The sequence below is a fragment of the Porphyromonas pasteri genome, from assembly GCF_014647755.1.
GTDB classification, from domain to species: Bacteria; Bacteroidota; Bacteroidia; order Bacteroidales; family Porphyromonadaceae; genus Porphyromonas; species Porphyromonas pasteri.
Genome location: NZ_BMPU01000005.1, coordinates 127,258 through 152,137 on the forward strand (window position 1 = coordinate 127,258; position 24,880 = coordinate 152,137).

Below are 24,880 nucleotides of genomic sequence, written 5' to 3' on the forward strand. Positions count from 1 at the left end.
TTGGGGAGATCGATGAGTGGGGCATCCCCTACTTCACCGAATGAGTTGCTCTAAAAGCGAATCCCATAGGTCATCTCCAAGCTCACAGGGATCGCACTATCCGACGTGGTTGTTCGCCAGTAGTGCCCACCACTGCTGTAGGCGACCTTGGTGCGATAGAACTCCAGGCCAGCGGAGAGTCCGATGTAAGAGTTTTCATTCACACCAAAGACCCAGCCGAAGCGTGGGCTAAAGCCCAGCGTGTACAGTGGGCGATCATACCCCTTGGGATAGGACGGCCCGAAGATCGTCGCACGATCCCAAGCGCCATTCAGGCGGACGCCTAAGTAGCCGCCCGTGTGGTAGAGATCACTCGCGGACTCTCCAGAGAAGTGCCAGCGGGGCTCCAGACTTGCGAAGGGAGTAAACCCACCGAAGCTGAAGCGCTTGCCATTTACATCCTTCTTGCCACTAAAACCAGCCTCGAGGACCAGCCCCGCCTTAGCCGTGACAGAGAAATGTCGACCAAGAGTCAGATCATAGACTGCCGCATTATGCGAACCCAATTCGATACCCAAGGAGCGCTGACGCACCTGAGCTGTTGCCGTGCCCACTCCTGCGAGGAGCACCAAAGATAGAAGTATCTGCTTCTTCATTTGCTATTTATATAAGGTATAAGTCACCATATGAGTAGAGAGCGCAGTCGTCAGCATCCAGATTTTTTATGGGTAGGTACACGACATTACCAGAGCTGAAGCGGGCATTCCCTCCGCTGGAGGGGTAGCCGTCCCTGCGCCCACAAAGATATACAACTAATCCTATTAAAAAGGGAGGGGGGGCAGCTTCCCGCCACCGAAGCCCGTACAACTCCCCACAAACGTCAGCCGAAGAGCACCGCCTCACACAGAGGAGTAACAACCGATTGCATACCAAGATAGCCCCCCTCAAGAGGACTTACAAAAAACCTCTCGCAAGGGGAGCTAAAACGAACCAGTACTGGTCACCGATCGGAGCAGTACTGGTCGCGCCTTCGACCAGTACTGGTTACTACCACGGACCAGTACTGGTCACATCGGCGACCAGTACTGGTTGATTTTCTCCTCCCGCATAGAATACCGCAAGTACAGCTAATCCCGATGCAGTTATTCGCCCTTGAGCTCTGGTGAATTCCAACTGTGTATGATGCGTCAGCCCTGAGGTAAGGATAGCGACCTATATTGGTCAGCGGGCGAACCTATATAGGTCGTCATCGTGACCTATATTGGTCGGTGCGTCAACCTATATAGGTCAGCTCAGCGACCAATATAGGTTCATACCACCCCTCTATATAGGCTCAAGGGTGGGCTACCTACAAAGCCTACTCCAAAGGGAGGCGAGAAAGCCTGTGGGAGGGAATAGGGCGGGATGCAGTACCTTTGCAGGAAAAGACAGAAGCAATATATGAATCAACTTGATCTCTTCCTGGGGGCAGTCGTCCTGCTCTTCGCCCTCGGGGGACTCTTCGGTGGCGCTGTACGCCGCGTCATCCAGATAGCTGCACTCATCATCGCCTTCCGCGAGGCATGGCGCTTGGCCCCCTGGGTCGAGAGCGTGCTGGGCGGAGGTGACGGGCAGAGCATCGGTGGCTGGGGCTTCATCGTCCCGCTCATCGCCTTCGCCCTTATATATATCGGTATACGCCTCGTGGGGAACTGGTTCAGCTCGCTCACGAAGGGCACGTTCCTCTCCGTCATTGACCGCATCGTCGGCCTCGTGCTGGGCCTCCTCGTCGGGGTCTACCTCATGGGCTACGCCTGCCTGCTCTTCGAGGGCATCTTCCCCACGGAGAGCTACAACGCCAGCAGCTCCACGCCCCCGACGACACGCCAGTCCTCCTATCTCTATCCCCGTCTCATACAGTCGGTAGAGGATATTCGCCATGCTAAGGCGCTCCTCTTAGGAGACGGCGACAGCAAGACCACCGACACCGAAGCTCCCACCGAAGCAGCCCCCACAAGCAAATGATAGACACCCTCGCCATCATCCATCGCTACTACCCCGAGGGTAGCGACATCGAGCGCGTACTGCGCCAGCACGCCGAGGACGTCACTGGCCTGGCCCTCGAGCTCGTCGATGCACACCCCGAGATGGGGCTCGACCGCGAGTTCGTCGCAGAGGCGGCGATGCTCCACGACATCGGGATCTATCAGACCAGTGCACCCGAGATCTTCTGCACGGGCAAAGCTCCCTACATCCTGCACGGCTACCTCGGTGCCGAGCTACTGCGCTCACTCGGCCTGCCCCGTCACGCTTGGGTCGCTGAGCGCCATACGGGTAGCGGACTTACTCCCGAGGAGATCGCGGCACGTGCCATCCCCCTCCCTCCTGGCATCTACACGCCACAGTGCCCCGAGGAGGAGCTGATCTGCTATGCGGATAAGTTCTACTCCAAGACCAAGCTCGGGCAGCGCAAGGCACTGGAGCGCGTACGTAGTGGATTCAGCAAGCACGGGGAGGCCGCTCTGGCACGCTTCGATGCCCTGCACCAGAAGTACGGCCTTTAGCCTGAGGCATCTCCCCATATTTTCCTATTTTTGTACTCAAGCAAAAACAATCTCTAATCAATCATTTTATATGGCTACTACAGCAGACTTCCGTAATGGTATGTGCCTCGACATCGACGGGCAGTACTACTTCATCGTCGAATTCCTCCACGTAAAGCCCGGTAAGGGTCCCGCTTTCGTTCGCTCCAAGCTCAAGAACGTCGCTACGGGTCGCGTGCTCGATAAGACATGGAATAGCGGGGTGAAGGTCGAAGAAGTACGCATCGAGCGTCGTCCCTATCAGTACCTCTACAAGGACGAGATGGGCCTGAACTTCATGCACCCTGAGACCTTCGAGCAGATCTCCATCCCCGAAGCTGTCATCGATGGCGTCCAGTTCCTCAAGGAAGGCGATACCGTCGAAGCAATGGTGCATGCAGCCTCCGAGACGGTGCTGACGTGTGAGCTCCCCGCTCACGTCGACCTGCGCGTCACCTACACCGAGCCCGGTCTCAAGGGTGACACCGCTACCAACACCCTCAAGCCCGCTACCGTCGAGACGGGTGCAGAGGTACGCGTACCCCTCTTCATCAACGAAGGCGAACTCATCACCATCGACACGCGTGATGGCTCGTACGTAGGTCGTGTGAAGGAAGCCTAAGCGCACCCCTTCGCCCTTACAGCAATAAAGATCCCGCCCCGACTTCTCCCATCAAGAGAAGTCGGGGCGGGATCTTTTGTATCCTTATATATGCTGGCGCCTTAGTCGAGGAGCGAGGTGAGGTGCTCTGCGTAGGCGTCCCAGTCGGTGATCGTGTGGCGTGCTACCCCACTCTCGATAGCGGCGCGAGCCACAGCCGTAGAGACCTCGACGATGAGACGGCGGTCGACGGGCTTCGGGATGAAGTAGTCTGGACCGAAGGTGAGGCCCGTCGTCCCGTAGGCTTCATTCACATAGTCGGGCACGGGCTGCTTAGCCAGCGCAGCGATAGCGCGCGTAGCGGCCAGCTCCATAGCGCCGTTGATAGCCGTAGCGTGCGTGTCGAGTGCCCCACGGAAGATGTAGGGGAAGGCCAGCACATTGTTGATCTGATTGGGGTAGTCGGTGCGCCCCGTGCTCATCAGCACCTCGGGGTTAGCAGCCTTTGCCTCCTCGTAGGAGATCTCAGGCGTGGGGTTAGCCAGCGCGAAGATAATAGGGCGTGCAGCCATCGAGCGTACCATCTCCTGTGAGACCATACCACCCTTGGAGAGCCCGACGAGTACGTCAGCCCCGCGCATCGCATCGGCGAGCGTACGGAGCTCGGTGCGCGTGGTGGCGAACTCACGCTTCATATCATTGAGGTCGGTGCGGTCGATCGTGATGACACCCTTCGAGTCGGTCATCACGATGTTCTCGTGCTTGGCACCCAGATCGCAGTAGAGCTTAGCGCAAGCGATGGCGGCAGCACCAGCACCGCTGACGACGATACGCACGTCTTCGATGGGCTTGCCGACGAGCTCCAGCGCATTCAGTAGGCCTGCACCCGAGATGATAGCCGTACCATGCTGGTCGTCGTGCATCACGGGGATAGAGAGCTCAGCCTTCAGACGGCGCTCGATCTCAAAGCACTCAGGCGCCTTGATATCCTCGAGGTTGATGGCGCCGAAGGTGGGGGCGATAGCCTTGACCGCAGCGATGAACGCCTCGGGCTCGGTGGCATCGACCTCGATATCGAAGGCGTCTACACCCGAATAAATCTTGAAGAGCAGCGCCTTACCCTCCATAACGGGCTTGCTGGCATCGGCACCGATATTGCCCAGTCCGAGGACGGCAGTCCCGTTGGAGATGACGCCGACGAGGTTGCCCTTCGCCGTATAGCGGTAGGCAGCGCTGGGGTCTTCGGCGATAGCCAAGCAAGGCTCAGCTACCCCAGGGGAGTAAGCCAGAGAGAGGTCATAGGCCGAGCTGTGCGGCTTGGTAGGGACGATAGCGATCTTGCCGGGGCGTCCCTCTTCGTGGTAGCGTAGCGCGGCTTCTTTCGTAATCTCGGTGGGCATATATTCGGATGGATAAGAATTATTAGACTTGTGAAACTACAACAAGCTAAGTGGGAGAATGTTCCGCATTCATTAGCTCGACAAAGATACGGATAGAAAATCACGCAGGCTACTGGTGACAAGCGACGAGAGAGCTGAAAGTCTCCCCGCTACTCGCCCCAGGCACTTGACACAAGGAGCAGGCCAAATGCAAGAAGCCCTACCTGAGAGGTGATGACCTCATCAGGTAGGGCTTCTGTTTATGCGCTTAAGTAGTTACGCTGGAGAGCGCCTTACTTTACCTTAGCGACGATAGCCTTGAAGGCTTCGGGATGGTTGACAGCGAGGTCAGCGAGGACCTTGCGGTTGATCTCGATACCCTGAGCGTGGAGAGCACCCATCAGGCGAGAGTAAGAGAGACCCTCGAGACGAGCAGCAGCGTTGATACGCTGGATCCACAGAGCACGGAAGTTACGCTTCTTGTTCTTACGATCGCGGAAGGCGTAGGTCAGACCCTTTTCCCAAGTGTTCTTGGCTACGGTCCAGACGTTCTTGCGAGCACCATAGTACCCACGCGTGAGCTTAAGGATGCGCTTGCGCTTAGCGCGAGAAGCTACATGATTGACTGATCTTGGCATGATGTTTCTTCTTTGTGATTGGTAGCGATCTGCCTCTCTCCCGAGAGAGCGGAGAGCAGATACTTGATTGGCTTACCTCTCTGTTACTGAAATAATCGTTGTGCTAACTTGCCGTTTAGCGGAGGCGGAGAAGTTCCTTGACTTCGCGTACGTCTACCTTGTCCACAGTGGTGAAGTAGGTGAGGTTACGCTTCTGCTTCTTCGTCTTCTTCGTGAGGATGTGACTCTTGAAGGCATGTTTGCGCTTGATCTTACCAGAGCCAGTGAGCGCGAAACGCTTCTTAGCGCTGGAGTTTGTCTTCAGCTTAGGCATTTTCTTTCTTGTTTATATAGTTATTTCATTGACCCAGCTCCACTGACGCAGCCTATGCGCGAGGTGCTGGGATGGGGGATACGTTGATTAGTCTTCGTCGGAGGCATCTTCCGAAGCCTCTTCCTTAGCGCCCTTCTTAGGGGCAGGAGCAGCCTTCTTGGGGGCAAGCATGATGGTCATACGCTTCCCTTCGAGGACGGGCATACTCTCTACACGACCGTAGTCCTCGAGGTCATTAGCGAAGCGCAGGAGGAGCACTTCACCCTGATCCTTGAAGAGGATGGATCGACCACGGAAGAAGACGTAAGCCTTGACCTTCGAGCCTTCGCTGAGGAAGCCCTTAGCGTGCTTGAGCTTGAAGTTGTAGTCGTGGTCATCGGTCTGAGGTCCGAAGCGGATCTCCTTGACGACGACCTTGACGCTCTTAGCCTTCTGTTCCTTCTGCTTCTTCTTAAGCTGGAAGATGAACTTCTGGTAGTCGACGACGCGACATACTGGAGGATTGACATTGGGAGAGATCTCCACGAGGTCAAGCTCTTGGTCGTTAGCGATACGGAGAGCTTGCTGTATCGTATATACTCCCTGCTCTACATTGTCCCCGACGAGGCGCACTTCCTTTACGCGGATAGCCTCGTTGATGCGGTACTGGAACTTTTGTTTGTTGTCTACTGCCATTCAGTATGTGTTGATTGTATGCTTAGCGAGTGAGGTGGACTACTTAGCTTCGGCCTGCCAGGCGTTGAGCTGACGGTGTACCTCCTCGGCAATTTGCTCGGCAAAGGTAGCAATTTTCACTGAACCCTTATCACCCTCACCTTGCACGCGTACAGATACTTCGCCTTCCTGGGCTTCCTTTTCCCCGACGATAAGCATGTAGGGGATACGCTTGAGCTCATTGTCACGGATCTTACGGCCGATCTTCTCGTTGCGGTCGTCGACCTGCGTACGGATATCCTGTGCGTTGAGCGTGGCGGCTACCTCGTGAGCATAGTCGTTGAACTTCTCACTGATAGGCAGCACGACGACCTGGTCAGGCGTGAGCCAGAGGGGGAAGTGCCCTGCGGTGTGCTCGATGAGGACAGCGACGAAGCGCTCCATAGAGCCGAAGGGTGCACGGTGGATCATCACTGGGCGGTGCTTCTTGTTGTCGGCACCCGTGTACTCGAGGTCGAAGCGCTCAGGCAGGTTGTAGTCTACCTGGATCGTACCGAGCTGCCAGCGACGGCCGAGGGCGTCCTTGACCATGAAGTCCAGCTTAGGCCCGTAGAAGGCTGCTTCACCGTACTCGATCTTAGCGGGAAGACCCTTCTCAGCGCAAGCCTCGATGATAGCCTGCTCGGCGCGCTCCCAGTTCTCTTCACTACCGATGTACTTCTCGCGGTTCACCTGATCGCGCAGGGAGATCTGAGCCTCGAAGTTCTCGAAGTTCAGCGCCTTGAAGATGATGAAGATGATATCCATCACCTTGCAGAACTCCTCCTTGATCTGGTCGGGGCGGCAGAAGAGGTGTGCGTCGTCCTGCGTGAAGCCACGTACACGTGTCAGCCCGTGGAGCTCACCGCTCTGCTCGTAGCGATAGACCGTACCGAACTCCGCGAGACGCTGGGGAAGGTCACGATAGGAGTGAGGGCCGAGAGCCTTGAAGATCTCACAATGGTGAGGGCAGTTCATAGGCTTGAGCATGAACTCTTCACCCTCCTGAGGCGTAGTGATGGGGCGGAAGGAGTCCGCACCGTACTTAGCCCAGTGACCGGAGGTTACGTAGAGCTGCTTTGAGCCGATATGTGGGGAGATGACCTGCTGATAGCCGAACTGCTTCTGGATCTGCTTGAGGAAGTCCTCCAGACGCAGGCGGAGCTGCGTACCGCGAGGCAGCCACAGGGGCAGCCCTGAGCCGACGTTCTGCGAGAAGGCGAAGAGGCCGAGCTCCTTACCGATCTTACGGTGGTCGCGCTTCTTGGCTTCCTCCAGCATCGTCAGGTACTCATCAAGCATCTTCTTCTTGGGGAAGGTGATCCCGTAGAGACGCGTGAGCTGCTTGCGCTTCTCGTCACCGCGCCAGTAGGCACCAGCTACACTCAGCAGCTTGATCGCCTTGATATAGCCCGTATTAGGCACGTGAGGGCCACGGCACAGGTCCGTGAAGTCGCCCTGCGAATAAGTCGTGATCGACCCGTCGGGGAGGTCTGCGATGAGCTCCAGCTTGTACTCGTCACCCTTCTCTTCGAAGAACTTCGTCACCTCAGCCTTCGTGATATCGCGACGGATGATAGGCTCCTTGCGGGCAGCGAACTCCGCCATCTTAGCCTCTATGGCTGCGAGGTCGGCGTCGCGAAGCTGCACGCCTTCGCCCAGGTCAATATCGTAGTAGAAGCCATTCTCAATGGCAGGACCGATACCGAACTTCACACCAGGATAGAGCGCCTGAAGGGCCTCGGCCATGAGGTGCGCACTGGAGTGCCAGTAGGCGTACTTCCCTTCGGGATCTTCCCACTTATAGAGCTTCAGCTCGGTGTCCTCCTTGAGGGGACGCATAAGGTCCCAGATCTGGCCATTGATACCAGCGGCCAGCACATCCTGCTGCAGGCGGGGGCTGATGCTGCCAGCTATATCCCACGAGGTCGTACCCACAGGGTACTCACGCTGACTGCCGTCAGGGAACGTGACTTTTATCATTGAGCTCATTCTTATACAGATTGATTACTTAGTTTGTCGTGCAAAGGTACGATAAATACGATAAATAAAGGGACTTATCCACGAGGAGCGCAAGGCACGTCGCCTGTGCCCTCCGCACTCCGCCGACAAAAAGAAAGCGGGTATCGCTTCGAGAGAAGCAATACCCGCTTAGCTGGTGACCCCGGTGAGGCTCGAACTCACGACCCAGTGATTAAGAGTCACTTGCTCTACCAACTGAGCTACAGAGTCATTCCGATCTCGGCCGTTTTTCCTCGCCTTGGTGAGCGACGACTTTTGATTTCGGCTACAAAGGTAAGGCAAACTTTTTATTTGTGCAAATACCCCACCCCATACGCTTGCGACAAAGAGCCTCATAATACGAGGGGACTCCCCCGCCTTAGGCTGAGCTAAGGCGGGGGAGCCCGTGAGAGGAGCGGCTAAGCGCTGAAGGCGGAGGCTAGATACCTACATGACCACCCGAAGCACCGGGATCGCCTGCGCCAGGAGTCCCCTCGGCAGGGTGGCCGCCTTCCTTCGGCTGCGCGCCCTTATCCTTCTTCCCCTTGGCCTTCTTCTCCAGCGCGATGCGCTCCAGGGCGACGTCATCCAGACGGAAGAATTGGCGGTTAGGACGAAGGCGGACACGCACTCCCTTGATATGCGTCATCGCACTGAACTCCTCACCCTTGGCTACGGCCTTACTGTGAAGCGTGGGTGAGAGACTCCCCAGACGCCCGAAGTTCACGGACTCCCCGCCTGCGACGAGACTGCGCGCCGTGTCAGCTGCGAGGTTGAGGATAGCAGCGACCTCCATATAGTTGAAGGTCGTGTGCCCTGCCACCATATCGCAGAAGCGCATGAAGGAGACGTGCCCTCGAGCGCGGGCGGTAGCGACGGTGACGGTCTTGCCGGCGAACTTGCCGATCTTCATCTCGACATCACGGAGCATGTAGCCGAGAGCTTGCTTTGTGGTTCCCATAATGGATACGAATAAAAGTGAATAAAACTTACTTGTGCCCTCCTATCTCTTGGAGGACACTGCAAAGGTAGAGCGTCCAGCTACGGCGGAGCAGCCATCTTCGTCCACTTTCGTTCACTTGCCTCGCTCTTGGCTTCACTTCGCTCCTTATACCCGCACTTCTCGCTCCTCACAGTGAAGGAAGGCAAAGTCTCTGCTTCCGTCAAGGTCTCAGAGAAAAGGACAACCAAGGAAGCGAGTGCAGGAGGTGTGAAAAAGCGACCAGTACTGGTCGCTGAGTGAAGCAGTACTGGTGACCTATAGCGACCACTACTGGTCGGAGACGTGAGCAGTACTGGTCAGAGCGCAAACCAGTACTGGTCACTTTTCACCCCTCGCAAACCCGCGTACAGAAAGGCCCTACGAGGGAACATTTCCCCTTCGGGAGACGGGGCGCAAAAGAAATTTGGCGGGGAGAATAAACCTTCGCGGGGAGAGGACTCTATTATAGCGAAGCAAAGCTCCTATATATAATAGGCACGCGCGAGGGAGAGGGCAAGCGCCCCGTCCCCCAGCCCATCCGAAGCGAGGCACATAGCCCAGGGAAAAGTCAGACGGCTGACACTGCGAGCTGAGATTTGGAGTACCTTTGTGCAGAATTCTACCCGCCCCACTTGCTCCGCACCTCCTGCGGTGACGAAGTGGCGGGAAGTCCCCTTCTACAGCCCCCACCTGCGGGGCACTCTTCATCAAAAGACAAACCAACAATACAACCCCACAAGAATTATGACGCATCAACGCCTTACCGTCTCGTGCCTTAGCCTCCTGCTCCTCACCGCAGGGATCACGCTCCTGCCCGCCTGCTCCAGCCAGCAGGCCCAGCAGGGACAAGCCCAAGGCCCTCAAGAACTCCCCGTACGCACCCTCTCCGCAGGCGACTTCTCCGCCTACAATAGCTATCCCGCCGTCATCCGAGGCGAGGACGATGCGGAGATTCGCCCCAAGGTATCGGGCTTCATCACCAAGGTCTACGTCACCGAAGGTCAGAGAGTGAAGGCAGGTCAGCCCCTCTTCCACCTCGACGATGTCACCTATCGCGCTGCCGTCTCGCAGGCTACCGCCAGCCTCTCCGCCGCACAGGCTTCGCTCGCCACGGCACAGCTCAACCAGCGCAATAGCCAGGACCTCTTAGCCAAGAACATCATCAGCCAGAGCAACTACGAAGAGGTCTCCAACGCACTGAAGAGCGCTGAGGCCAATGTCGCCGTCGCCAAGGCTGCCCTCGTCTCAGCACGCGAGAACCTCTCCTACTGCACCGTCACCAGCCCCGTCTCGGGCGTCGTCGGCTCCATCAACTACCGCGTGGGGAATCTCGTCAGCCCTCAGAGTGCTTCGCCCCTGACGCAGGTATCGAATACGCGCAAGGCCTACGTCTACTTCTCCGTCTCCGAGCGTGAGATGCAGACCCTCGCAGGGGATGGCACGACAGCCAAGAGCCTTCCCAAGGTGCGCCTGCGCCTCTCCGACGGCAGCGAATACCCCGAAGAGGGGACGATCCAGGGTGTCAGCGGCGTCGTCGACAAGACCACGGGCGCTATCACGCTGCGTGTCGACTTCCCCAACGCTGAGGGCAAGCTCCGTAGCGGCTCGGTAGGTACGGTCCTCGTCCCCACCCAGACGGCAGGGGCTATCCTCGTACCCCAGAGCGCGACGGTCGAGCTGCTCCACAAGAAGTTCGTCTACACCGTCGACAAGGACGGCAAGCTGACCTTCACCGAGATCACCGTCAGCCCCGTCGATGATGGGCAGAGCTACACCGTCACCAGCGGCCTCAAGGCTGGCGACCGCATCCTCGTCGCCGGCACCACGGGCGTCAAGGAGGGCGAGGTCATCAAGCCCCTCACCGAAGAAGCCTATGCCAAGCAGCAGGAGGCTATACGCCAGCAGATGATGGGCAAGGGCGGTGCTGCTGAGAAGCACTAAGCCCCCACCGCCTTAACCGGAAGCATATAGAGCAATGAATTTCGATAGATTTATTACCCGCCCCGTGCTCTCGACGGTGATCTCCATCATCATCGTCATCCTCGGGGTCATCGGGCTCATACAGCTGCCTATCGAGCAGTACCCCAACCTCGCACCGCCCACCGTACAGGTCTCCACAGCCTACGCAGGTGCGGACGCCCAGACGGTGCTCAACTCCGTCATCATCCCCCTCGAAGAGCAGATCAACGGGGTCGAAGGCATGACCTACATGACCTCTACCGCCACGAACTCGGGCGGCGCCTCCATCACCGTCTACTTCAAGGAAGGTACCGACCCCGACATGGCAGCGGTGAACGTGCAGAACCGCGTACAGCAGGCTCAGGCCCTCCTCCCCGCTGACGTCGTGCGCGTCGGGGTGACGACGCAGAAGCGCCAGTCAAGCATGCTCCTCGTCTACTCGCTGACGAGCGAAGACGGGCGCTACGATGCGCAGTTCCTCGCGAACTACGCCGACATCAACATCCTGCCCGCGCTGAAGCGTGTGCCTGGTGTCGGCTCGGCAAATACCTTCAGCCAAGGCACCTACGCCATGCGCCTCTGGCTCGACCCCGACAAGATGCGCGCCTATTCCCTCGTCCCCAGCGACGTCTCAGGCGTCCTCTCGGCACAGAACTTCGAGGCTGCCCCAGGGAGCCTCGGCGAATCAGGTGACCGCACCTATGAGTATTCGCTCCGCTACAAGGGCCGTCTGAAGAGCATCCCCGAGTACGAGAACATCATCATCAAGTCCGACGACGCGGGCAACATCATCCGCCTCAAGGATGTGGCGAAAATCGAGCTGGGCTCCCTCAGCTACAGCATCAACTCCCTCTCCGATGGCAACCCCGCTGTCACGGGGATGGTCTCGCAGATCGCAGGCTCCAACGCTAACGACATCGTCACCGCCATCAAGGCCGAGATCCAGGAGCTGGAGAAGGACTTCCCTCCCGGCATGAAGATGACCTACGTCCTCGACGTCACGGACTTCCTCTACGCCTCCATCTGGCATGTCATCCAGACGCTCCTCGAGGCCTTCCTACTCGTCTTCATCGTCGTATATATCTTCCTGCAGGACTTCCGAAGCACGCTCATCCCCGCCATCGCGGTACCCGTGTCGCTCGTCGGTACGTTCTTCTTCCTGCAGATCTTCGGCTTCTCGCTGAACCTCCTCACGCTCTCGGCACTGGTGCTCGCCATCGCTATCGTCGTGGATGACGCCATCGTCGTCGTCGAGGCCGTACACGCCAAGCTGGACGAGGGCTACGACTCCGCCCGCACAGCCAGCATGGACGCCATGCATGAGATCTCGGGCGCTATCATCTCCATCACGCTCGTCATGGCTGCGGTCTTCGTGCCCGTGTCGTTCATCTCGGGGATCAGCGGTACGTTCTACCGTGAGTTCGGGGTCACGATGGCCGTCTCTATCATCATCTCTGCCGTCAACGCTCTGACGCTTAGCCCCACGCTCTGCGCCCTCCTGCTCAAGCCCCACAAGGGTCACGAGGGGAAGAAGCTCAGCTTCATCGACCGCTTCCATCTGGCCTTCAACGCTGTGTATGAGAATCGCGTCCTGCGCCCCTACCGCAAGGGGGTCGAGTTCTTCGTGCGCCATCGCGTCACCTCGGGCATCATCGTGCTGGTAAGTATCGTCATCATGGTCGTCCTGATGAAGTTCACCAGTAGCGAGCTCGTGCCCCAGGAAGATACGGGTACGGTGATGGTCACCGTCGCCACACCTCCAGGTACCAGCCGCGAGAAGACGGAGAAGGTGCTCAAGGACGTCGCCGACGTCGCGAAGGCACAGGACGGCGTGGAGCAGGTCATGAGCATCTCGGGCTTCAGCCTCATAGGTGGCTCGGGCTCGAACTATGCCTCGATGTTCGTCCGCATGAAGCCCTTCGGTGAGCGTAAGACGACGACGAGTGAGATCGCAGGCAAGCTCTTCGCCTATGGCGCTACCATCAAGGATGCCTCCGTGCTGGCGATGACCCCACCGATGGTCCCGGGCTATGGTATGGCCTCGGGCGTGTCGCTGACGATGCTCGACAAGACGGGTGGCGAGCTGGATAAGTTCTTCGCCGAGACGCAGAAGTTCCTCGCCGCACTCAATGCACGCCCCGAGGTAGCCTATGCGATGACGCAGTACAACCCCAGCTTCCCCCAGTACGTCATCGACGTCGACGTAGCCGCCACGATGCGTGCCGGCACGACACCGCAGACCGTCCTCTCCACCCTGCAGGGTTACTTCGGGGGGATGTACGTGGCGAACTTCAACAGCTACGGTAAGCTCTACCGCGTACTCCTGCAGTCCGCCCCCGAGCAGCGCCTCGACATCAACGCCCTGAGCAATATCTATGTGCGTACCGGCACGGGTGAGATGGCGCCTATCACCTCCTTCATCACCACGGAGAAGGTCTACGCCCCTGCGAGCGTGAACCGCTTCAACCTCTACACCTCTATCGACGTGATGGCCTCCCCCGCCCCAGGCTATGCCACAGGGGACGTGCTGAAGGCCGTCTCCGAGGTCGCCAGCTCGACGCTCTCGGCAGGCTACGGCTACGACTACTCGGGTCTGACGCGTGAGGAGCAGGGCTCGTCGGATACGACAGCGCTCATCTTCGGCCTCTGTCTGCTCTTCGTCTACCTCATCCTGAGTGCACAGTACGAGAGCTACCTCCTGCCCTTCTCGGTCATCCTCTCCATCCCCTTCGGGCTAGCGGGTGCCTTCATCTTCTCGAATATCTTCGGGCACACGAACAATATCTACATGCAGATCGCTCTGATTATGCTCATCGGTCTCTTGGCGAAGAACGCCATCCTCATCGTAGAATTTGCTCTGGACCGCCGCCGCACAGGTATGGCGATCACGTGGAGTGCGATCCTTGGGGCGGTGGCTCGTCTGCGCCCGATCTTGATGACCTCGCTTGCGATGATCGTGGGGCTCCTCCCGCTGATGTTCGCCAGTGGTGTCGGGGCTAACGGGAACTCCACGCTCGGTGCCAGCACCGTCGGTGGGATGCTCATCGGGATGATCCTGCAGATCTTCATCGTCCCCGCCCTCTTCGTCGTCTTCCAGAGCCTGCAGGAGCGCTTCAAGCCCCTACGCTTCGACGACATCATCACCTCGAAGCCCTCGGGTGAGATCCTTCAGTTCTCCAACACCTCCAAGACCGAATCACAAGATGACGCTCAAGCATAGCCTTCCCCTCCTCGCCCTCAGCCTCACACTCACAGGCTGTGGCGTCTACAAGAAGTATCAGCGTCCCACGGTAGACACCTCCGTCTACCGTGGCGACAAGATCGACACGCTGAGCCAAGACACCACGTCCTTCGGGCAGACGCCCTGGCGTGCACTCTTCACCGATGCGCCCCTGCAGGCGCTCATCGAGAAGGCCCTCCAGCAGAATATCGACCTGCTCTCGGCGAACCTCTCCACCCAGCAGGCAGAGGCCCAGCTCAAGGCTGCCCGCCTCTCCTTCTTCCCCTCGCTGACGCTCGCTCCTTCGCTCTCGGCGGGTAAGACCGAGGGTGTACCCGCCACCTACAGCTACACGCTACCTGTGCAGGCCAGCTGGCAGGTGGATCTCTTCGGCTCACTGCTGAATGCCTCCCGCTCGACACAGGCCCAGCTCCTCCGTGCTCAGGCCTACCAGCAGCTCGTCCGTGGCCGTGTCATTGCGAGCGTGGCCAACAGCTACTACACGCTGCTGATGCTCGACCGCCAGCTCCAGCTCTCCCGCTCGGCAGCCGAGCTCGCTGCCCACACCCTTGAGGTGATGCAGGCGCAGAAGGACTTCGGCCGTGCTATGGAGTCCTCCGTGCAGTCCGCCCGTGCCAACCTCCATCAGGTAGAGGCCTCCATCCCCGAGATCGAGCGCCAGATCACCACGACGGAGAATGCGCTGGCCCTCCTCCTCGGCGAGTCGCCTCGTACCTATAGCCGCTCCACGCTCGAGGCCCAGCAGCTCCCCAGCACCTTCGCCGTCGGCGTACCCGCTCAGCTACTCTCGGCACGCCCCGACGTGCGCGTAGCGGAGATGGCTCTGGCCAGCTGCTACTATCAGACGAATGGTGCACGTGCCGCCTTCTACCCCTCGCTCAACATCTCGGGGAGCGCAGGCTGGACGGGCGCTCTTGGGCAGGCCGTATCGAACCCGATGAAGTTCATCGCCTCGGCTCTTGCCTCACTGGCACAGCCCATCTTCGCCAATGGTAAGCTCATCGCAGGCCTTCGCGTAGCTGAGGCTGAGGAAGAGAAGGCACGCCTGGCGTTCCAGCAAAGCCTCTACAATGCCGGAGCCGAAGTAAGCAATGCTCTCGCCCTCTATGAGGCCTCCGAGGCGAAGATCAAGGCCGAGACCCTACAGATCGAGAGCCTCGAGAAGAATGTCGAGATCGTTGAGGCCCTCTTCAAGACGGGGAAGACCTCCTCTTATCTCGAGGTCATCACCGCCCAGCAGGCACTCCTGCAGGCCCAGCTCTCGCAGATTCAAGACCGCTTCAGCAAGATGCAGGCCGTCGTCAACCTCTATAATGCCCTCGGCGGAGGTGCCCAGTAATCCCTATCGCTATGATCAGTCCACAAGCCTTCATCGCACCTGGCGCCAAGATCGGTGCCCGTGTGACGATCTATCCCTTCGCCTATATCGAGGATGACGTCGTCATCGGTGACGACTGCACCATCTACCCGCACGTCAGCCTGATGAACGGCACGCGCATCGGTAGTGGCAACACCATCTATCAGAATGCCGTGCTCGGTGCCTCGCCCCAGGACTTCTCCTACAAGGGCGAGAAGTCCACGCTCATCGTCGGCGACAACAACGTGATCCGTGAGAACGTGGTCATCAGCCGCGCCTCCCGCACCGACGTCTCCACTGTCATCGGCAGTGGGAACATCCTTATGGAAGGCACCCACATCTCGCACAACTGTCAGGTGGGCAATCAGAATGTCTTCGGCTATGCAGTCAAGATCGCCTGCGACTGCACCATCGGCAGCCGCTCAATCTTCAGCAGCGGCGTCACGGCCAAGCCCCGCTGTCGCATCGGTGATCTGGCGTTCATCCTCACGGGCTGCCGCTTCGGCGAAGACGTACCGCCCTTCATCACCGTCAAGGATAACCCTGCCGTCTACGCTGGGATCCATGCGGGTATGCTCTCCAAGGCAGGTATCGACGAGCGCACACAGCGCCATCTCGCTATGGCTTACCGCTTGGTCTTCAATGGTAAGATCAGCTTCTACGACGCCATCCTGCAGATCGAAGAGCAGGTACCTGACGGCCCCGAAATCCAGCAGGTCATCGCCTTCCTCCGCTCTTCCGAGAGCCTCATCATGAAGTAAGGTCCCGTTGCTCCCCACCCGTGGGTCAGGCTGAGACATACCCTACCCCCATATAGTCCGAGGCCCTGCCGTGCGATGCACGACAGGGCCTCGGACTATCTATATGTAGCCGCTTGCAGAGACGGAGGACGGAGGACGGAGGTCAGATGCTCAAAGGCAGAGATCCAAGAGAGGTCACACGCTTCCGCCTATACCGATCGCCGAAGCGAAGGACATGCACTATATATGACGGACTGCTGACACCTCACGACGATAGGCAGATGAACCAATATTGGTCGGCGGGCTGACCTATATTGGTCCACGCGACGATCTATAGAGGTCTATGAAGCGACCTATATAGGTTCGCCCAGCGACCAATATAGCTTCGCACTATCCTCCTCTATAGACACAGGCCAATACCCTTTCGGAGAAACAAAGAAGCCTCCCCGCAGAAGAAGCGCAGGGAGGCCTATAATGCGATCGCCCGTCCTCAGGAGCCGTAGGCTCAGGAGGGCGGGCGATACTACACCAATCTAACCTATTCAATCCAGGAGGTGAATCCTGAAGAGAGCGATGGTAGTCGGCTCTGCAGGACTTCTCCTGCGAAGGGGAGAAGCCGCTACAGGAGGCCGAAGAGAGGGATTCGTCTCGGGGCTTAGTCCTTGAACTTAGCAGCGAGGAACTCGCGGTTCAGACGAGCGATATTGGAGATCGAGATATTCTTGGGGCATTCGACTTCGCAAGCACGAGTGTTCGTACAGTTACCGAAGCCCAGCTCATCCATCTTAGCGACCATAGCCTTAGCACGGCGGGCAGCTTCGACACGACCCTGTGGGAGGAGAGCCAGCTGGCTGACCTTAGCAGAGACGAAGAGCATAGCCGAGCCGTTCTTACAAGCTGCAGCGCAGGCACCGCAACCGATACAAGCAGCAGCGTCCATAGCCATGTCGGCGTTAGCCTTAGGGATGGGGATAGCGTTAGCATCGGGTACACCACCGGTATTGACCGACACGAAGCCACCAGCCTGGATGATCTTGTCGTAGGCCGAGCGGTCTACCATAAGGTCACGGATGATGGGGAAGCCAGCCGAGCGCCAAGGCTCGATGGTGATCGTATCGCCATCGTTGAAGCGACGCATGTGCAGCTGACAGGTCGTGATGCTATCATCGGGCCCGTGGGGGTGCCCATTGATGTAGAGCGAGCACATACCGCAGATACCTTCGCGGCAGTCGTGGTCGAAGACAACGGGCTCCTTGCCTTCGCGTACGAGCTGCTCGTTGAGGATATCGAGCATCTCCAGGAAGGAGCTACCCTGAGAGATATTCTGCAGGTCGTAGGTTTCGAACGCACCCTTTACCTCGGGGCCACGCTGACGCCAGACCTTAACCTTGATATTTATATTCTTGTCCATTGTGGATGTTGGCTTGGGGTTAGTTCTTATAGTTACGCTGCTGACGTACGACGAACTCGTAGTCCAGAGGTTCCTTCAGAAGGACGGGATCCTGATCTTCGCCCTGGTACTCCCAGCAGGAGACGTAAGCGAACTGATCATCGTGGCGCAGGGCTTCACCTTCGGGCGTCTGGTGCTCGAGGCGGAAGTGGCCACCGCAGCTCTCTTCACGGTCGTGAGCGTCACGAGCCATGAGTTCGCCGATCTCGATGAAGTCAGCCAGACGAAGAGCCTTCTCGAGCTCCACGTTGAGGTCGTCAGCCTTACCAGGGATACGGACGTCGCTCCAGAACTCCTTCTTCAGAGCCTTGAGCTCGACGATAGCCTTCTCGAGGCCTTCGCGCTCGCGACCCATACCTACGAAGTCCCACATGATGTGACCAAGCTTCTTGTGGAGGCTGTCGACGGACTGCTTACCCTTGATGCTCATCAGGCGAGCGATACGATCCTGGATACCCTTTTCTGCTTCGTCGAACTCAGGACGATCCGTGCTGAAGCGGGGGACCTGAATCTGGTCAGCCAGATAGTTCTGGATCGTGTAGGGCAGTACGAAGTAACCGTCAGCGAGCCCCTGCATCAGAGCCGATGCACCGAGGCGGTTAGCACCGTGGTCGGAGAAGTTAGCTTCACCGATGGCGAAGAGGCCAGGGACAGAGGTCATAAGCTCGTAGTCCACCCAGATACCACCCATCGTGTAGTGGATAGCGGGATAGATCATCATCGGCGTCTCGTAGGGATTGTCGTTGGTGATCTTTTCGTACATCTGGAAGAGGTTACCATAGCGAGCTTCTACGACGTCCTTGCCAAGACGCTTGATAGCGCTGGAGAAGTCGAGGAAGACAGCCAGCCCCGTGTTGTTGACACCGTAGCCAGCGTCGCAGCGTTCCTTAGCAGCACGGCTGGCGACGTCACGAGGCACGAGGTTACCGAAGGCGGGGTAGCGGCGCTCGAGGTAGTAGTCACGATCCTCTTCCTTGATATCGGTAGGACGAAGCGTACCAGCCTGGAGCTTCTTAGCGTCTTCGATATTCTTGGGCACCCAGATACGACCGTCGTTACGGAGCGACTCAGACATCAGCGTGAGCTTAGACTGGAATTCGCCGTGGACGGGGATACACGTGGGGTGGATCTGTGCCATACAGGGGTTAGCGAAGTAAGCACCCTTCTTGTAGCACTGCCAAGCAGCTGAGCCGTTAGAGGCCATAGCGTTCGTGGAGAGGAAGAAGGCGTTACCATAGCCACCGGTACCGATGACGACAGCGTGAGCGGCGAAGCGCTCGATCTTACCCGTGACGAGGTTACGGGCGATGATACCACGAGCACGGCCGTCGATGATGACGACGTCGAGCATCTCGTGGCGGGTGTACATCTTCACCGTGCCCTTACCGACCTGGCGGCTCAGTGCAGAGTAAGCACCGAGGAGGAGCTGCTGCCCCGTCTGACCACGAGCATAGAATGTACGAGAGACCTGTGCACCCCCGAAGGAACGGTTGTCGAGAAGGCCGCCGTATTCGCGAGCGAAAGGCACACCCTGAGCGACGCACTGGTCGATGATGCTATTAGCCACTTCGGCCAGACGATAGACATTTGCTTCGCGAGCACGGTAGTCACCACCCTTGATCGTATCGTAGAAGAGGCGGTAGACGGAGTCACCATCGTTCTGGTAGTTCTTAGCGGCATTGATCCCCCCCTGAGCAGCGATCGAGTGTGCACGACGGGGAGAGTCCTGGATACAGAAGTTCAAGACGTTGAAGCCCATCTCAGCGAGCGAGGCAGCAGCGGAGGCGCCAGCCAAGCCCGTACCGACGACGATGATGTCGAGGCGGCGCTTGTTTGCAGGGTTGACGAGCTTCTGATGGTCCTTATAGGAGGTCCACTTCTCGGCCAATGGGCCGGCGGGGATCTTCGAATCTATCTTAGACATAATCTTAGAGGTATGGATAGCTTACTTGTGGGATGAACTGTGGTTAGCAATACCACAAGGAGCCCCCGCAGAGGGCTTGGATGAAATAATAGATCACGACGACAGCGAAGCCGAGGACGATGATCGTCGTATAGATGTTGGAGATGCAACGCAGACGCTCGAACCAGACACGGTTGTTGAAGCCGATGGTGTGCAGTGAGCTCCAGAACCCGTGTGACAGGTGGAACCACAGTGAGCCCAGCCAGATGAGGTAGAGGACTACGAAGATGGGATTAGAGAAGGTGTAGCGGATCAGGCCAGCGCCGTCCGTAGGACCAGTGACGCCATCGATACCGAGGTCATGCTGACCGATGATCTCTGCGAGCTGCATCTTAGCCCAGAAGTTGAAGAGGTGCAGGAAGATCCCGAGGACGATGATGACACCGAGAGCCATCATGTTCTGCGACGCCCACTCGACACCCTTAGGCTTGTCGACGACATCATAGCGGTCGTTACCGCGAGCCTTGCGATTCTGAAGCGTCAGGATGAAGGCATAGACGATGTGGACGATGAAGAGGACTGCCAGCCCCATCGAAGCGACCAGGGCATACCAGTTAGCCCCGAGGAACTCACACACGGCGTTGTAGGCTTCTTCAGAGAAGAGCGCCACAAGGTTCATCGACATGTGGAAGGTCAGGAACAGGATAAGCGCGAGGCCTGAGATGCTCATGACCAGCTTACGCCCGATCGAAGATTTAATTAACCACGACATAAAGTTGCTATTTAATTGATTCTATTTTATTGCCTTCTTGTGGAGATATATTGCTATCGTGCAAGACATTAGGGTGCCCCATAGCTGTGTCGGGACGCACCTCCTCATGCAATGCACGCTACAAAGATAGCTTAATTAGGTATATGCCGTACTAACATTAGCGAAAAAAAGGCATAATCCTACCACTGCATATACCTTACAATAGGTAAATGCACCACAAAACTGGCGCACCACAGCGCGGCTACCTACCTATATATAGCTAACCACATCGCTGTATCAGTGAGAAGAGAAGAGGGGGGGGGGGGGAAGTAAAAACGAGACTACCTCAAGCGCGCACCAAGACGCGGAGATAGCGAGCAATGAGATAGGCGCCGAATATAGTGGCAGTATAAACCACTACAAGGTAAAGTAGTAGCGACTGAATATAGATGACTGGGCTCCTAAAGAAGCTCACGAAGGACATGTGCAGAAGGTAGGTCTCAAGCGATATACCACCGAGCCACATCAGAGCACTCCCAACGGGGCCGTGCGCACGTCGCATAAAGAGATCTGTCGCCCCCAAAGCCTTGCTAAGAGCTGTGAGCATCACAGGAAGGGCGAAGTAAGCGAGGTGACTAGTGAGTATCAGCACCACGAGTTGGTTGGGGAAGGTCTGCACACTCCATATATATACACCTCCCAAGAGAAGCGTAAAGGCCAGGCAAATAAGACGACACACCTTCATTCGCTTATATATACTACGCTCATAGATAGCATAGGCCACGCCCACAGAGAAGCAAAGAGGATAGCGAAGCCAATAGTATCCGAAGCCGACTTGCCATGCCACCAGCATAAGGAGAAGGGTAAGTCCCACGAGCACAAGCACAGCTCGTCCCCAGCGGCGCACATAGCGGAAGGAGAAATAGAAGAAGACATAGAGCACCATCAGCTCCAGGAGATACCATGCCACAAACAAGGGGCCTGGGATACCTACCTTCCAAATAAGAAAATTAACCTTGAGCTGTGCCAGCGCTTGAGGTATATGGTCAAAGCCAAAGCCAATAAAGAGGAAGAGGACAGCCAGTGGGTAGAAGAAGAGGAATGGCTTAATGAGTCCCCAGAGTCTTCGGGGGAGCCAGCCCACCCAGAGGGCCGCTGGAGACGTAGTAGGTGTACGAAGGGTACGCAGACGCAACTGGGTCATCAGCCCATAGCCCGAGAGGAAGAAGAAGAAGACCAGCGCAAGTGGGGTAAGGAGATTACACACACGTAGCCACAGGAGCGTCTCATCAGGCTGGCACAGCGAGCTGATATGCGTCCCTACAATAAACAAGGAGAGCGCCCCCTTTAGGGCTACCGAAAATTCCTTGGGCAAAGTCGAATCTACCACGGCGATGATTACTTATTAGACATCTGCTATAGTGCAAAGATATAGCATCTTGCGGCATCACAACGAATAAGCCTCAGGCAGGAGTCCTGACCCGCGAGTTTCCCCACCGTCCTGGACGCCACCTGAGGCATATCCACTAAATCATTACGGCAAAAGTACCACTGCCCACTTTATTCAAAAGAGCGGACATCCTCTTTGGGGAATAAATTCCAAGCATGGAGACCCATACTTGTAGCTTTCCTCGAAGCATTTTGAATGAGCGTTGCAGGTCTTCTGACTCGTGCACCTTGTCTCCCAGCCACCCTTCCCAGAGACACAGAACCTCCAGTGGTCAGGGCTTCGACATAGCCCTCGGCAGGGAGCAGTATGATGCACATACAGCAGCGGGACTGTTCGAGATTCTCACTCGATTCCCTTTTAAGCCCGACACACAGCACACAGATCTTCGCGTGTCAGGCACAACGCCTTTACAAAGATACGATATTATCTCTGATCACCATCCACCTGCGCATTCAGATTGCGCTGTGGCTGTTTGTCGCTGGTCAGCAGTTCACGCTTGCCCTCTGGACGGTAGCAGCGAGTAAGCAATGTGAAGCGATCGGGTATATATACCGTGACCGCTTCGCCAGCATTACGTAGGACCACGAGGCCCATGTGCCGGATGAGCTTTTCTTCCATACGAGCATCTGGACAGCCCATGCGTGTGGACATGGTCTTGCCATCACTCTTGAAGATGTAGGGAAGGTTAAGCCCTTCGGCTTCCATGTCAAGCTCGAACTTTCCGCTCAGTACATGGATATTGCAGTCGACCTTCTTCCGTATGCACGGGATCAGCTCGATATAGTAGTCTGGGCTATTGCCCTTATGACGCTCGGGAGCAGTGATGACGTAGGCCGTATAGCCACGCTTACGGGGGAGCTTACGGGCTACGGAGTCTGGGCTGACCTTCGTCGCCTTGCCCATAGCGCGCCAGATACGGTAGACGACGCGCACACTATCATTGGTCGTGATGGCCAGCTCCTTATTGCCTCGGAAGGGAAGAAGGAGGGGCTCACCATAGAGGAAGGGCTTAGGATCCAGACCCTCGATAGGCTTGTCGAAGGCTGAGATAATCCCCTCGCCATGCTGATAGCGGTAGGAGGAGAAGACATCCACCTGAGTACTGGGTACGAAGCGCCCATCGATGCTGGTGTGCGTCGGGTTGGTATTGGGAAGAGCCGGTACGATCTCCACGCGGTAGTCCTCGAGGGGGCTGGCATGTGGGAGCGTCAGGCGGTAAGTATGCGGGGGGAGCGGGACCTTAGAGTAGTCTTCGGTATAGCTGACGACTCCCTCGCGAGCCTGATCACCTTCCTCACCATTCTGCCCATCGTGGGCAGCTCGGCAGCTGGGGCTAAGCAGGACAAGAGCAATAAAAGCTAAGAGGGAGGTTAGGTGGGCGCTTGAAGTAGTCATACATCGTCGATAGATGAGCTATCTACTAAGATCAACGGGTATCCCCCCGAATTTATTTCGATAGGATACCCGTAATAATCTTTTTTGGTCCGAGTGGTGCTGTCTCTAAGCCTGAGGATGGAGCGGAATGTCCAGGGCCTTGAAGACCTTGACGAGCGCTTTGATAGCGCGGTCAAGCTGCTCATAGGTATGGGTAGCCATGAGCGAGAAGCGGATCAGCGTATCGCCAGGAGCGACAGCTGGAGCCACGACGGGATTGACGAAGACACCTTCCTCGAAGAGCATAGCCGTCACGCGGAAGGTCTTCTCATTATCACGGATAAAGAGGGGGATGATAGGCGTCGAGGTATTACCGATCTCGAAGCCCAGCTTGCGGAAGCGATCCAGGCAGTAAGCCGTCTTCTCACGAAGCGACTCCACACGCTCGGGCTCACGAAGCATGATCTCCAGAGCCTTAGAGGCAGCAGCCGTCGAGGCTGGAGTACAGCTGGCGCTGAAGATATAGGAGCGAGCGTGGTGGCGGAGATAGTTAATGAGCACCTTGCTACCAGCGATGAAGCCACCGAGAGAGGCGAAGCTCTTACTGAAGGTACCCATAAGGAGGTCGACCTGATCGGTCAGACCGAAGTGGTTACACGTACCGCGACCGTGGTCACCGAGTACGCCGAAGCCGTGAGCTTCGTCGACCATCACCGAGGCGTTGTACTTCTTCGCCAGACGTACGATCTCGGGGAGGTTACACAGGTCACCCTCCATGCTGAAGACACCGTCGACGACGACAAGCTTGATGCGATCGGGATCGCACTGCTTGAGGCGACGCTCGAGAGCTTCCATATCATTGTGCTTGTAGCGGAGGCTCTTAGCGGGAGAGAGGCGGATACCCTCGATGATCGAAGCGTGATCGAGTGCATCCCAGATGATATAGTCTTCACGGCCGAGGAGGCAGGAGATGACCCCGAGGTTGACCTGGAAGCCCGTGGAGAAGATGATGGCATCTTCCTTGCCGACGAAGGCAGCCAGCTGCTTTTCCAGCTCGAGGTGCGTATCGAGGGTACCGTTGAGGAAGCGGCTCCCTGCACATCCCGTACCATACTTCTCCGTAGCGGCGATAGCAGCTGCCTTGATCTCGGGATGGTTCGTCAGTCCGAGGTACGAGTTCGACCCGAACATGAGGACCTTACGGCCATCGATGACGACCTCGGTATCCTGGTCGCTTTCTATCTTTCGGAAGTAGGGATAAATCCCTGCAGCCTGAGCCTTCTGGGGCTCGGTAAAGGATGCTAATTTCTGCTCAAGTAAGTTCATCTTATATCTGTCAAGCATCCACCCATAGTGCTAAACGGGCACCTCACGGGCGCTCTCATCGTGGAGCGCGCGATGGGCGGACTGGGTCGGGGAGCTGCGATCGCAAGGAGCGCCACAGCCCGGACACCTATAGTAATAGAGCTCTTATTAGAGGTGGAGGAAAGGCCCCCACACGAGCGTTA

19 protein-coding genes, 1 tRNA gene, 1 pseudogene and 1 riboswitch are annotated in these 24,880 nt (G+C 57.3%); of the genes and pseudogenes, 7 read left to right on the plus strand and 14 right to left on the minus strand.

Going from position 1 to position 24,880, the window contains the following annotated elements:
- Positions 1 to 50: 50 nt before the first annotated feature.
- Positions 51 to 635, minus strand: a complete 585-nt coding sequence (locus IEX77_RS07695) for a hypothetical protein (protein WP_188808406.1) — start codon at positions 633 to 635, stop codon at positions 51 to 53.
- Between the two features lie 784 nt (positions 636 to 1,419).
- Here IEX77_RS07695 and IEX77_RS07700 point away from each other — a divergent pair.
- From IEX77_RS07700 to efp, 3 genes are all read left to right on the plus strand, one after another.
- Positions 1,420 to 1,983: a CvpA family protein gene (locus IEX77_RS07700; protein WP_188808407.1), complete on the plus strand. Its 564-nt coding sequence runs from the start codon at positions 1,420 to 1,422 to the stop codon at positions 1,981 to 1,983.
- Positions 1,980 to 2,522, plus strand: coding sequence for an HDIG domain-containing metalloprotein (locus IEX77_RS07705; RefSeq protein WP_044115709.1), 543 nt, complete (start codon positions 1,980 to 1,982; stop codon positions 2,520 to 2,522). The genes IEX77_RS07700 and IEX77_RS07705 overlap by 4 nt, the downstream gene beginning before the upstream one ends.
- Positions 2,523 to 2,592: 70 nt before the next feature.
- On the plus strand, positions 2,593 to 3,162 hold the full coding sequence (efp, locus tag IEX77_RS07710; RefSeq protein WP_188808408.1) for an elongation factor P: 570 nt from the start codon (positions 2,593 to 2,595) through the stop codon (positions 3,160 to 3,162).
- Positions 3,163 to 3,269: 107 nt separating this feature from the next.
- Here efp and IEX77_RS07715 read toward each other — a convergent pair.
- The 7 genes and pseudogenes from IEX77_RS07715 to IEX77_RS07745 form a co-directional block, all read right to left on the minus strand.
- Positions 3,270 to 4,541 (minus strand): annotated as a pseudogene (locus IEX77_RS07715) (malic enzyme-like NAD(P)-binding protein); the annotation flags it as partial.
- Between the two features lie 272 nt (positions 4,542 to 4,813).
- Positions 4,814 to 5,158 (minus strand): 50S ribosomal protein L20, encoded by a 345-nt coding sequence (gene rplT, locus IEX77_RS07720; RefSeq protein ID WP_009432755.1) that lies wholly within the window; start codon positions 5,156 to 5,158, stop codon positions 4,814 to 4,816.
- 115 nt (positions 5,159 to 5,273) lie between these two features.
- The gene (rpmI, locus tag IEX77_RS07725; protein WP_009432744.1) at positions 5,274 to 5,471 is read right to left on the minus strand and encodes a 50S ribosomal protein L35; all 198 of its coding nucleotides are present in this window, start codon (positions 5,469 to 5,471) and stop codon (positions 5,274 to 5,276) included.
- 87 nt (positions 5,472 to 5,558) lie between these two features.
- Complete coding sequence (gene infC, locus IEX77_RS07730; protein ID WP_188808410.1) at positions 5,559 to 6,146, minus strand: translation initiation factor IF-3; 588 nt, start codon at positions 6,144 to 6,146, stop codon at positions 5,559 to 5,561.
- 39 nt (positions 6,147 to 6,185) lie between these two features.
- Complete coding sequence (thrS, locus tag IEX77_RS07735; protein ID WP_188808411.1) at positions 6,186 to 8,147, minus strand: threonine--tRNA ligase; 1,962 nt, start codon at positions 8,145 to 8,147, stop codon at positions 6,186 to 6,188.
- A gap of 173 nt (positions 8,148 to 8,320) precedes the next feature.
- Positions 8,321 to 8,396 (minus strand) — tRNA-Lys (locus tag IEX77_RS07740).
- Positions 8,397 to 8,604: 208 nt separating this feature from the next.
- The gene (locus IEX77_RS07745) at positions 8,605 to 9,126 is read right to left on the minus strand and encodes an HU family DNA-binding protein (protein ID WP_188808412.1); all 522 of its coding nucleotides are present in this window, start codon (positions 9,124 to 9,126) and stop codon (positions 8,605 to 8,607) included.
- 765 nt (positions 9,127 to 9,891) lie between these two features.
- Between IEX77_RS07745 and IEX77_RS07750 the strand changes: the two genes are divergently transcribed.
- The 4 genes from IEX77_RS07750 to lpxA are packed head-to-tail and all read left to right on the plus strand — an operon-like array spanning position 9,892 to position 16,465.
- On the plus strand, positions 9,892 to 11,088 hold the full coding sequence (locus IEX77_RS07750; RefSeq protein WP_188808413.1) for an efflux RND transporter periplasmic adaptor subunit: 1,197 nt from the start codon (positions 9,892 to 9,894) through the stop codon (positions 11,086 to 11,088).
- Between the two features lie 34 nt (positions 11,089 to 11,122).
- Positions 11,123 to 14,326, plus strand: a complete 3,204-nt coding sequence (locus IEX77_RS07755; RefSeq protein ID WP_188808414.1) for an efflux RND transporter permease subunit — start codon at positions 11,123 to 11,125, stop codon at positions 14,324 to 14,326.
- Entirely contained in the window at positions 14,310 to 15,686 is a 1,377-nt protein-coding gene (locus tag IEX77_RS07760; RefSeq protein WP_188808415.1) for an efflux transporter outer membrane subunit, read from the plus strand. Before IEX77_RS07755 ends, IEX77_RS07760 begins: the two co-directional genes overlap by 17 nt.
- 11 nt (positions 15,687 to 15,697) lie before the next feature.
- Positions 15,698 to 16,465 carry an acyl-ACP--UDP-N-acetylglucosamine O-acyltransferase gene (gene lpxA, locus IEX77_RS07765; protein WP_188808416.1) on the plus strand — a complete coding sequence of 256 codons (768 nt, stop codon included), beginning with the start codon at positions 15,698 to 15,700 and terminating at the stop codon, positions 16,463 to 16,465.
- Positions 16,466 to 17,099: 634 nt separating this feature from the next.
- Here the strand turns inward: lpxA and IEX77_RS07770 are convergent.
- From IEX77_RS07770 to spt, 6 genes are all read right to left on the minus strand, one after another.
- Positions 17,100 to 17,855, minus strand: a complete 756-nt coding sequence (locus IEX77_RS07770) for a succinate dehydrogenase/fumarate reductase iron-sulfur subunit (RefSeq protein ID WP_009432722.1) — start codon at positions 17,853 to 17,855, stop codon at positions 17,100 to 17,102.
- A gap of 19 nt (positions 17,856 to 17,874) precedes the next feature.
- The gene (locus tag IEX77_RS07775; RefSeq protein WP_044123974.1) at positions 17,875 to 19,818 is read right to left on the minus strand and encodes a fumarate reductase/succinate dehydrogenase flavoprotein subunit; all 1,944 of its coding nucleotides are present in this window, start codon (positions 19,816 to 19,818) and stop codon (positions 17,875 to 17,877) included.
- Between the two features lie 43 nt (positions 19,819 to 19,861).
- The gene (locus tag IEX77_RS07780; protein WP_044123973.1) at positions 19,862 to 20,569 is read right to left on the minus strand and encodes a fumarate reductase; all 708 of its coding nucleotides are present in this window, start codon (positions 20,567 to 20,569) and stop codon (positions 19,862 to 19,864) included.
- A gap of 325 nt (positions 20,570 to 20,894) precedes the next feature.
- Positions 20,895 to 21,923 (minus strand): acyltransferase family protein, encoded by a 1,029-nt coding sequence (locus IEX77_RS07785; RefSeq protein WP_188808417.1) that lies wholly within the window; start codon positions 21,921 to 21,923, stop codon positions 20,895 to 20,897.
- A 261-nt stretch (positions 21,924 to 22,184) separates the two neighbouring features.
- Positions 22,185 to 22,417: riboswitch (cobalamin riboswitch) on the minus strand.
- A 4-nt stretch (positions 22,418 to 22,421) separates the two neighbouring features.
- Entirely contained in the window at positions 22,422 to 23,393 is a 972-nt protein-coding gene (locus IEX77_RS07790) for an ecotin family protein (protein WP_188808418.1), read from the minus strand.
- Between the two features lie 105 nt (positions 23,394 to 23,498).
- Entirely contained in the window at positions 23,499 to 24,698 is a 1,200-nt protein-coding gene (gene spt / locus IEX77_RS07795) for a serine palmitoyltransferase (protein ID WP_188808419.1), read from the minus strand.
- Positions 24,699 to 24,880: the final 182 nt, after the last annotated feature.

Bases quoted from the DNA above. Each gene is read 5' to 3' on its own strand.
- IEX77_RS07775 (WP_044123974.1), bottom strand. From the start codon at position 19,818: ATGTCTAAGATAGATTCGAAGATCCCCGCCGGCCCATTGGCCGAGAAG.
- IEX77_RS07750 (WP_188808413.1), top strand. From the start codon at position 9,892: ATGACGCATCAACGCCTTACCGTCTCGTGCCTTAGCCTCCTGCTCCTC.
- IEX77_RS07780 (WP_044123973.1), bottom strand. From the start codon at position 20,569: ATGTCGTGGTTAATTAAATCTTCGATCGGGCGTAAGCTGGTCATGAGC.
- IEX77_RS07755 (WP_188808414.1), top strand. From the start codon at position 11,123: ATGAATTTCGATAGATTTATTACCCGCCCCGTGCTCTCGACGGTGATC.
- IEX77_RS07790 (WP_188808418.1), bottom strand. From the start codon at position 23,393: ATGACTACTTCAAGCGCCCACCTAACCTCCCTCTTAGCTTTTATTGCT.
- lpxA (WP_188808416.1), top strand. From the start codon at position 15,698: ATGATCAGTCCACAAGCCTTCATCGCACCTGGCGCCAAGATCGGTGCC.
- rplT (WP_009432755.1), bottom strand. From the start codon at position 5,158: ATGCCAAGATCAGTCAATCATGTAGCTTCTCGCGCTAAGCGCAAGCGC.
- IEX77_RS07770 (WP_009432722.1), bottom strand. From the start codon at position 17,855: ATGGACAAGAATATAAATATCAAGGTTAAGGTCTGGCGTCAGCGTGGC.
- efp (WP_188808408.1), top strand. From the start codon at position 2,593: ATGGCTACTACAGCAGACTTCCGTAATGGTATGTGCCTCGACATCGAC.
- IEX77_RS07705 (WP_044115709.1), top strand. From the start codon at position 1,980: ATGATAGACACCCTCGCCATCATCCATCGCTACTACCCCGAGGGTAGC.
- IEX77_RS07695 (WP_188808406.1), bottom strand. From the start codon at position 635: ATGAAGAAGCAGATACTTCTATCTTTGGTGCTCCTCGCAGGAGTGGGC.
- rpmI (WP_009432744.1), bottom strand. From the start codon at position 5,471: ATGCCTAAGCTGAAGACAAACTCCAGCGCTAAGAAGCGTTTCGCGCTC.
- infC (WP_188808410.1), bottom strand. From the start codon at position 6,146: ATGGCAGTAGACAACAAACAAAAGTTCCAGTACCGCATCAACGAGGCT.
- spt (WP_188808419.1), bottom strand. From the start codon at position 24,698: ATGAACTTACTTGAGCAGAAATTAGCATCCTTTACCGAGCCCCAGAAG.
- thrS (WP_188808411.1), bottom strand. From the start codon at position 8,147: ATGATAAAAGTCACGTTCCCTGACGGCAGTCAGCGTGAGTACCCTGTG.
- IEX77_RS07745 (WP_188808412.1), bottom strand. From the start codon at position 9,126: ATGGGAACCACAAAGCAAGCTCTCGGCTACATGCTCCGTGATGTCGAG.
- IEX77_RS07700 (WP_188808407.1), top strand. From the start codon at position 1,420: ATGAATCAACTTGATCTCTTCCTGGGGGCAGTCGTCCTGCTCTTCGCC.
- IEX77_RS07760 (WP_188808415.1), top strand. From the start codon at position 14,310: ATGACGCTCAAGCATAGCCTTCCCCTCCTCGCCCTCAGCCTCACACTC.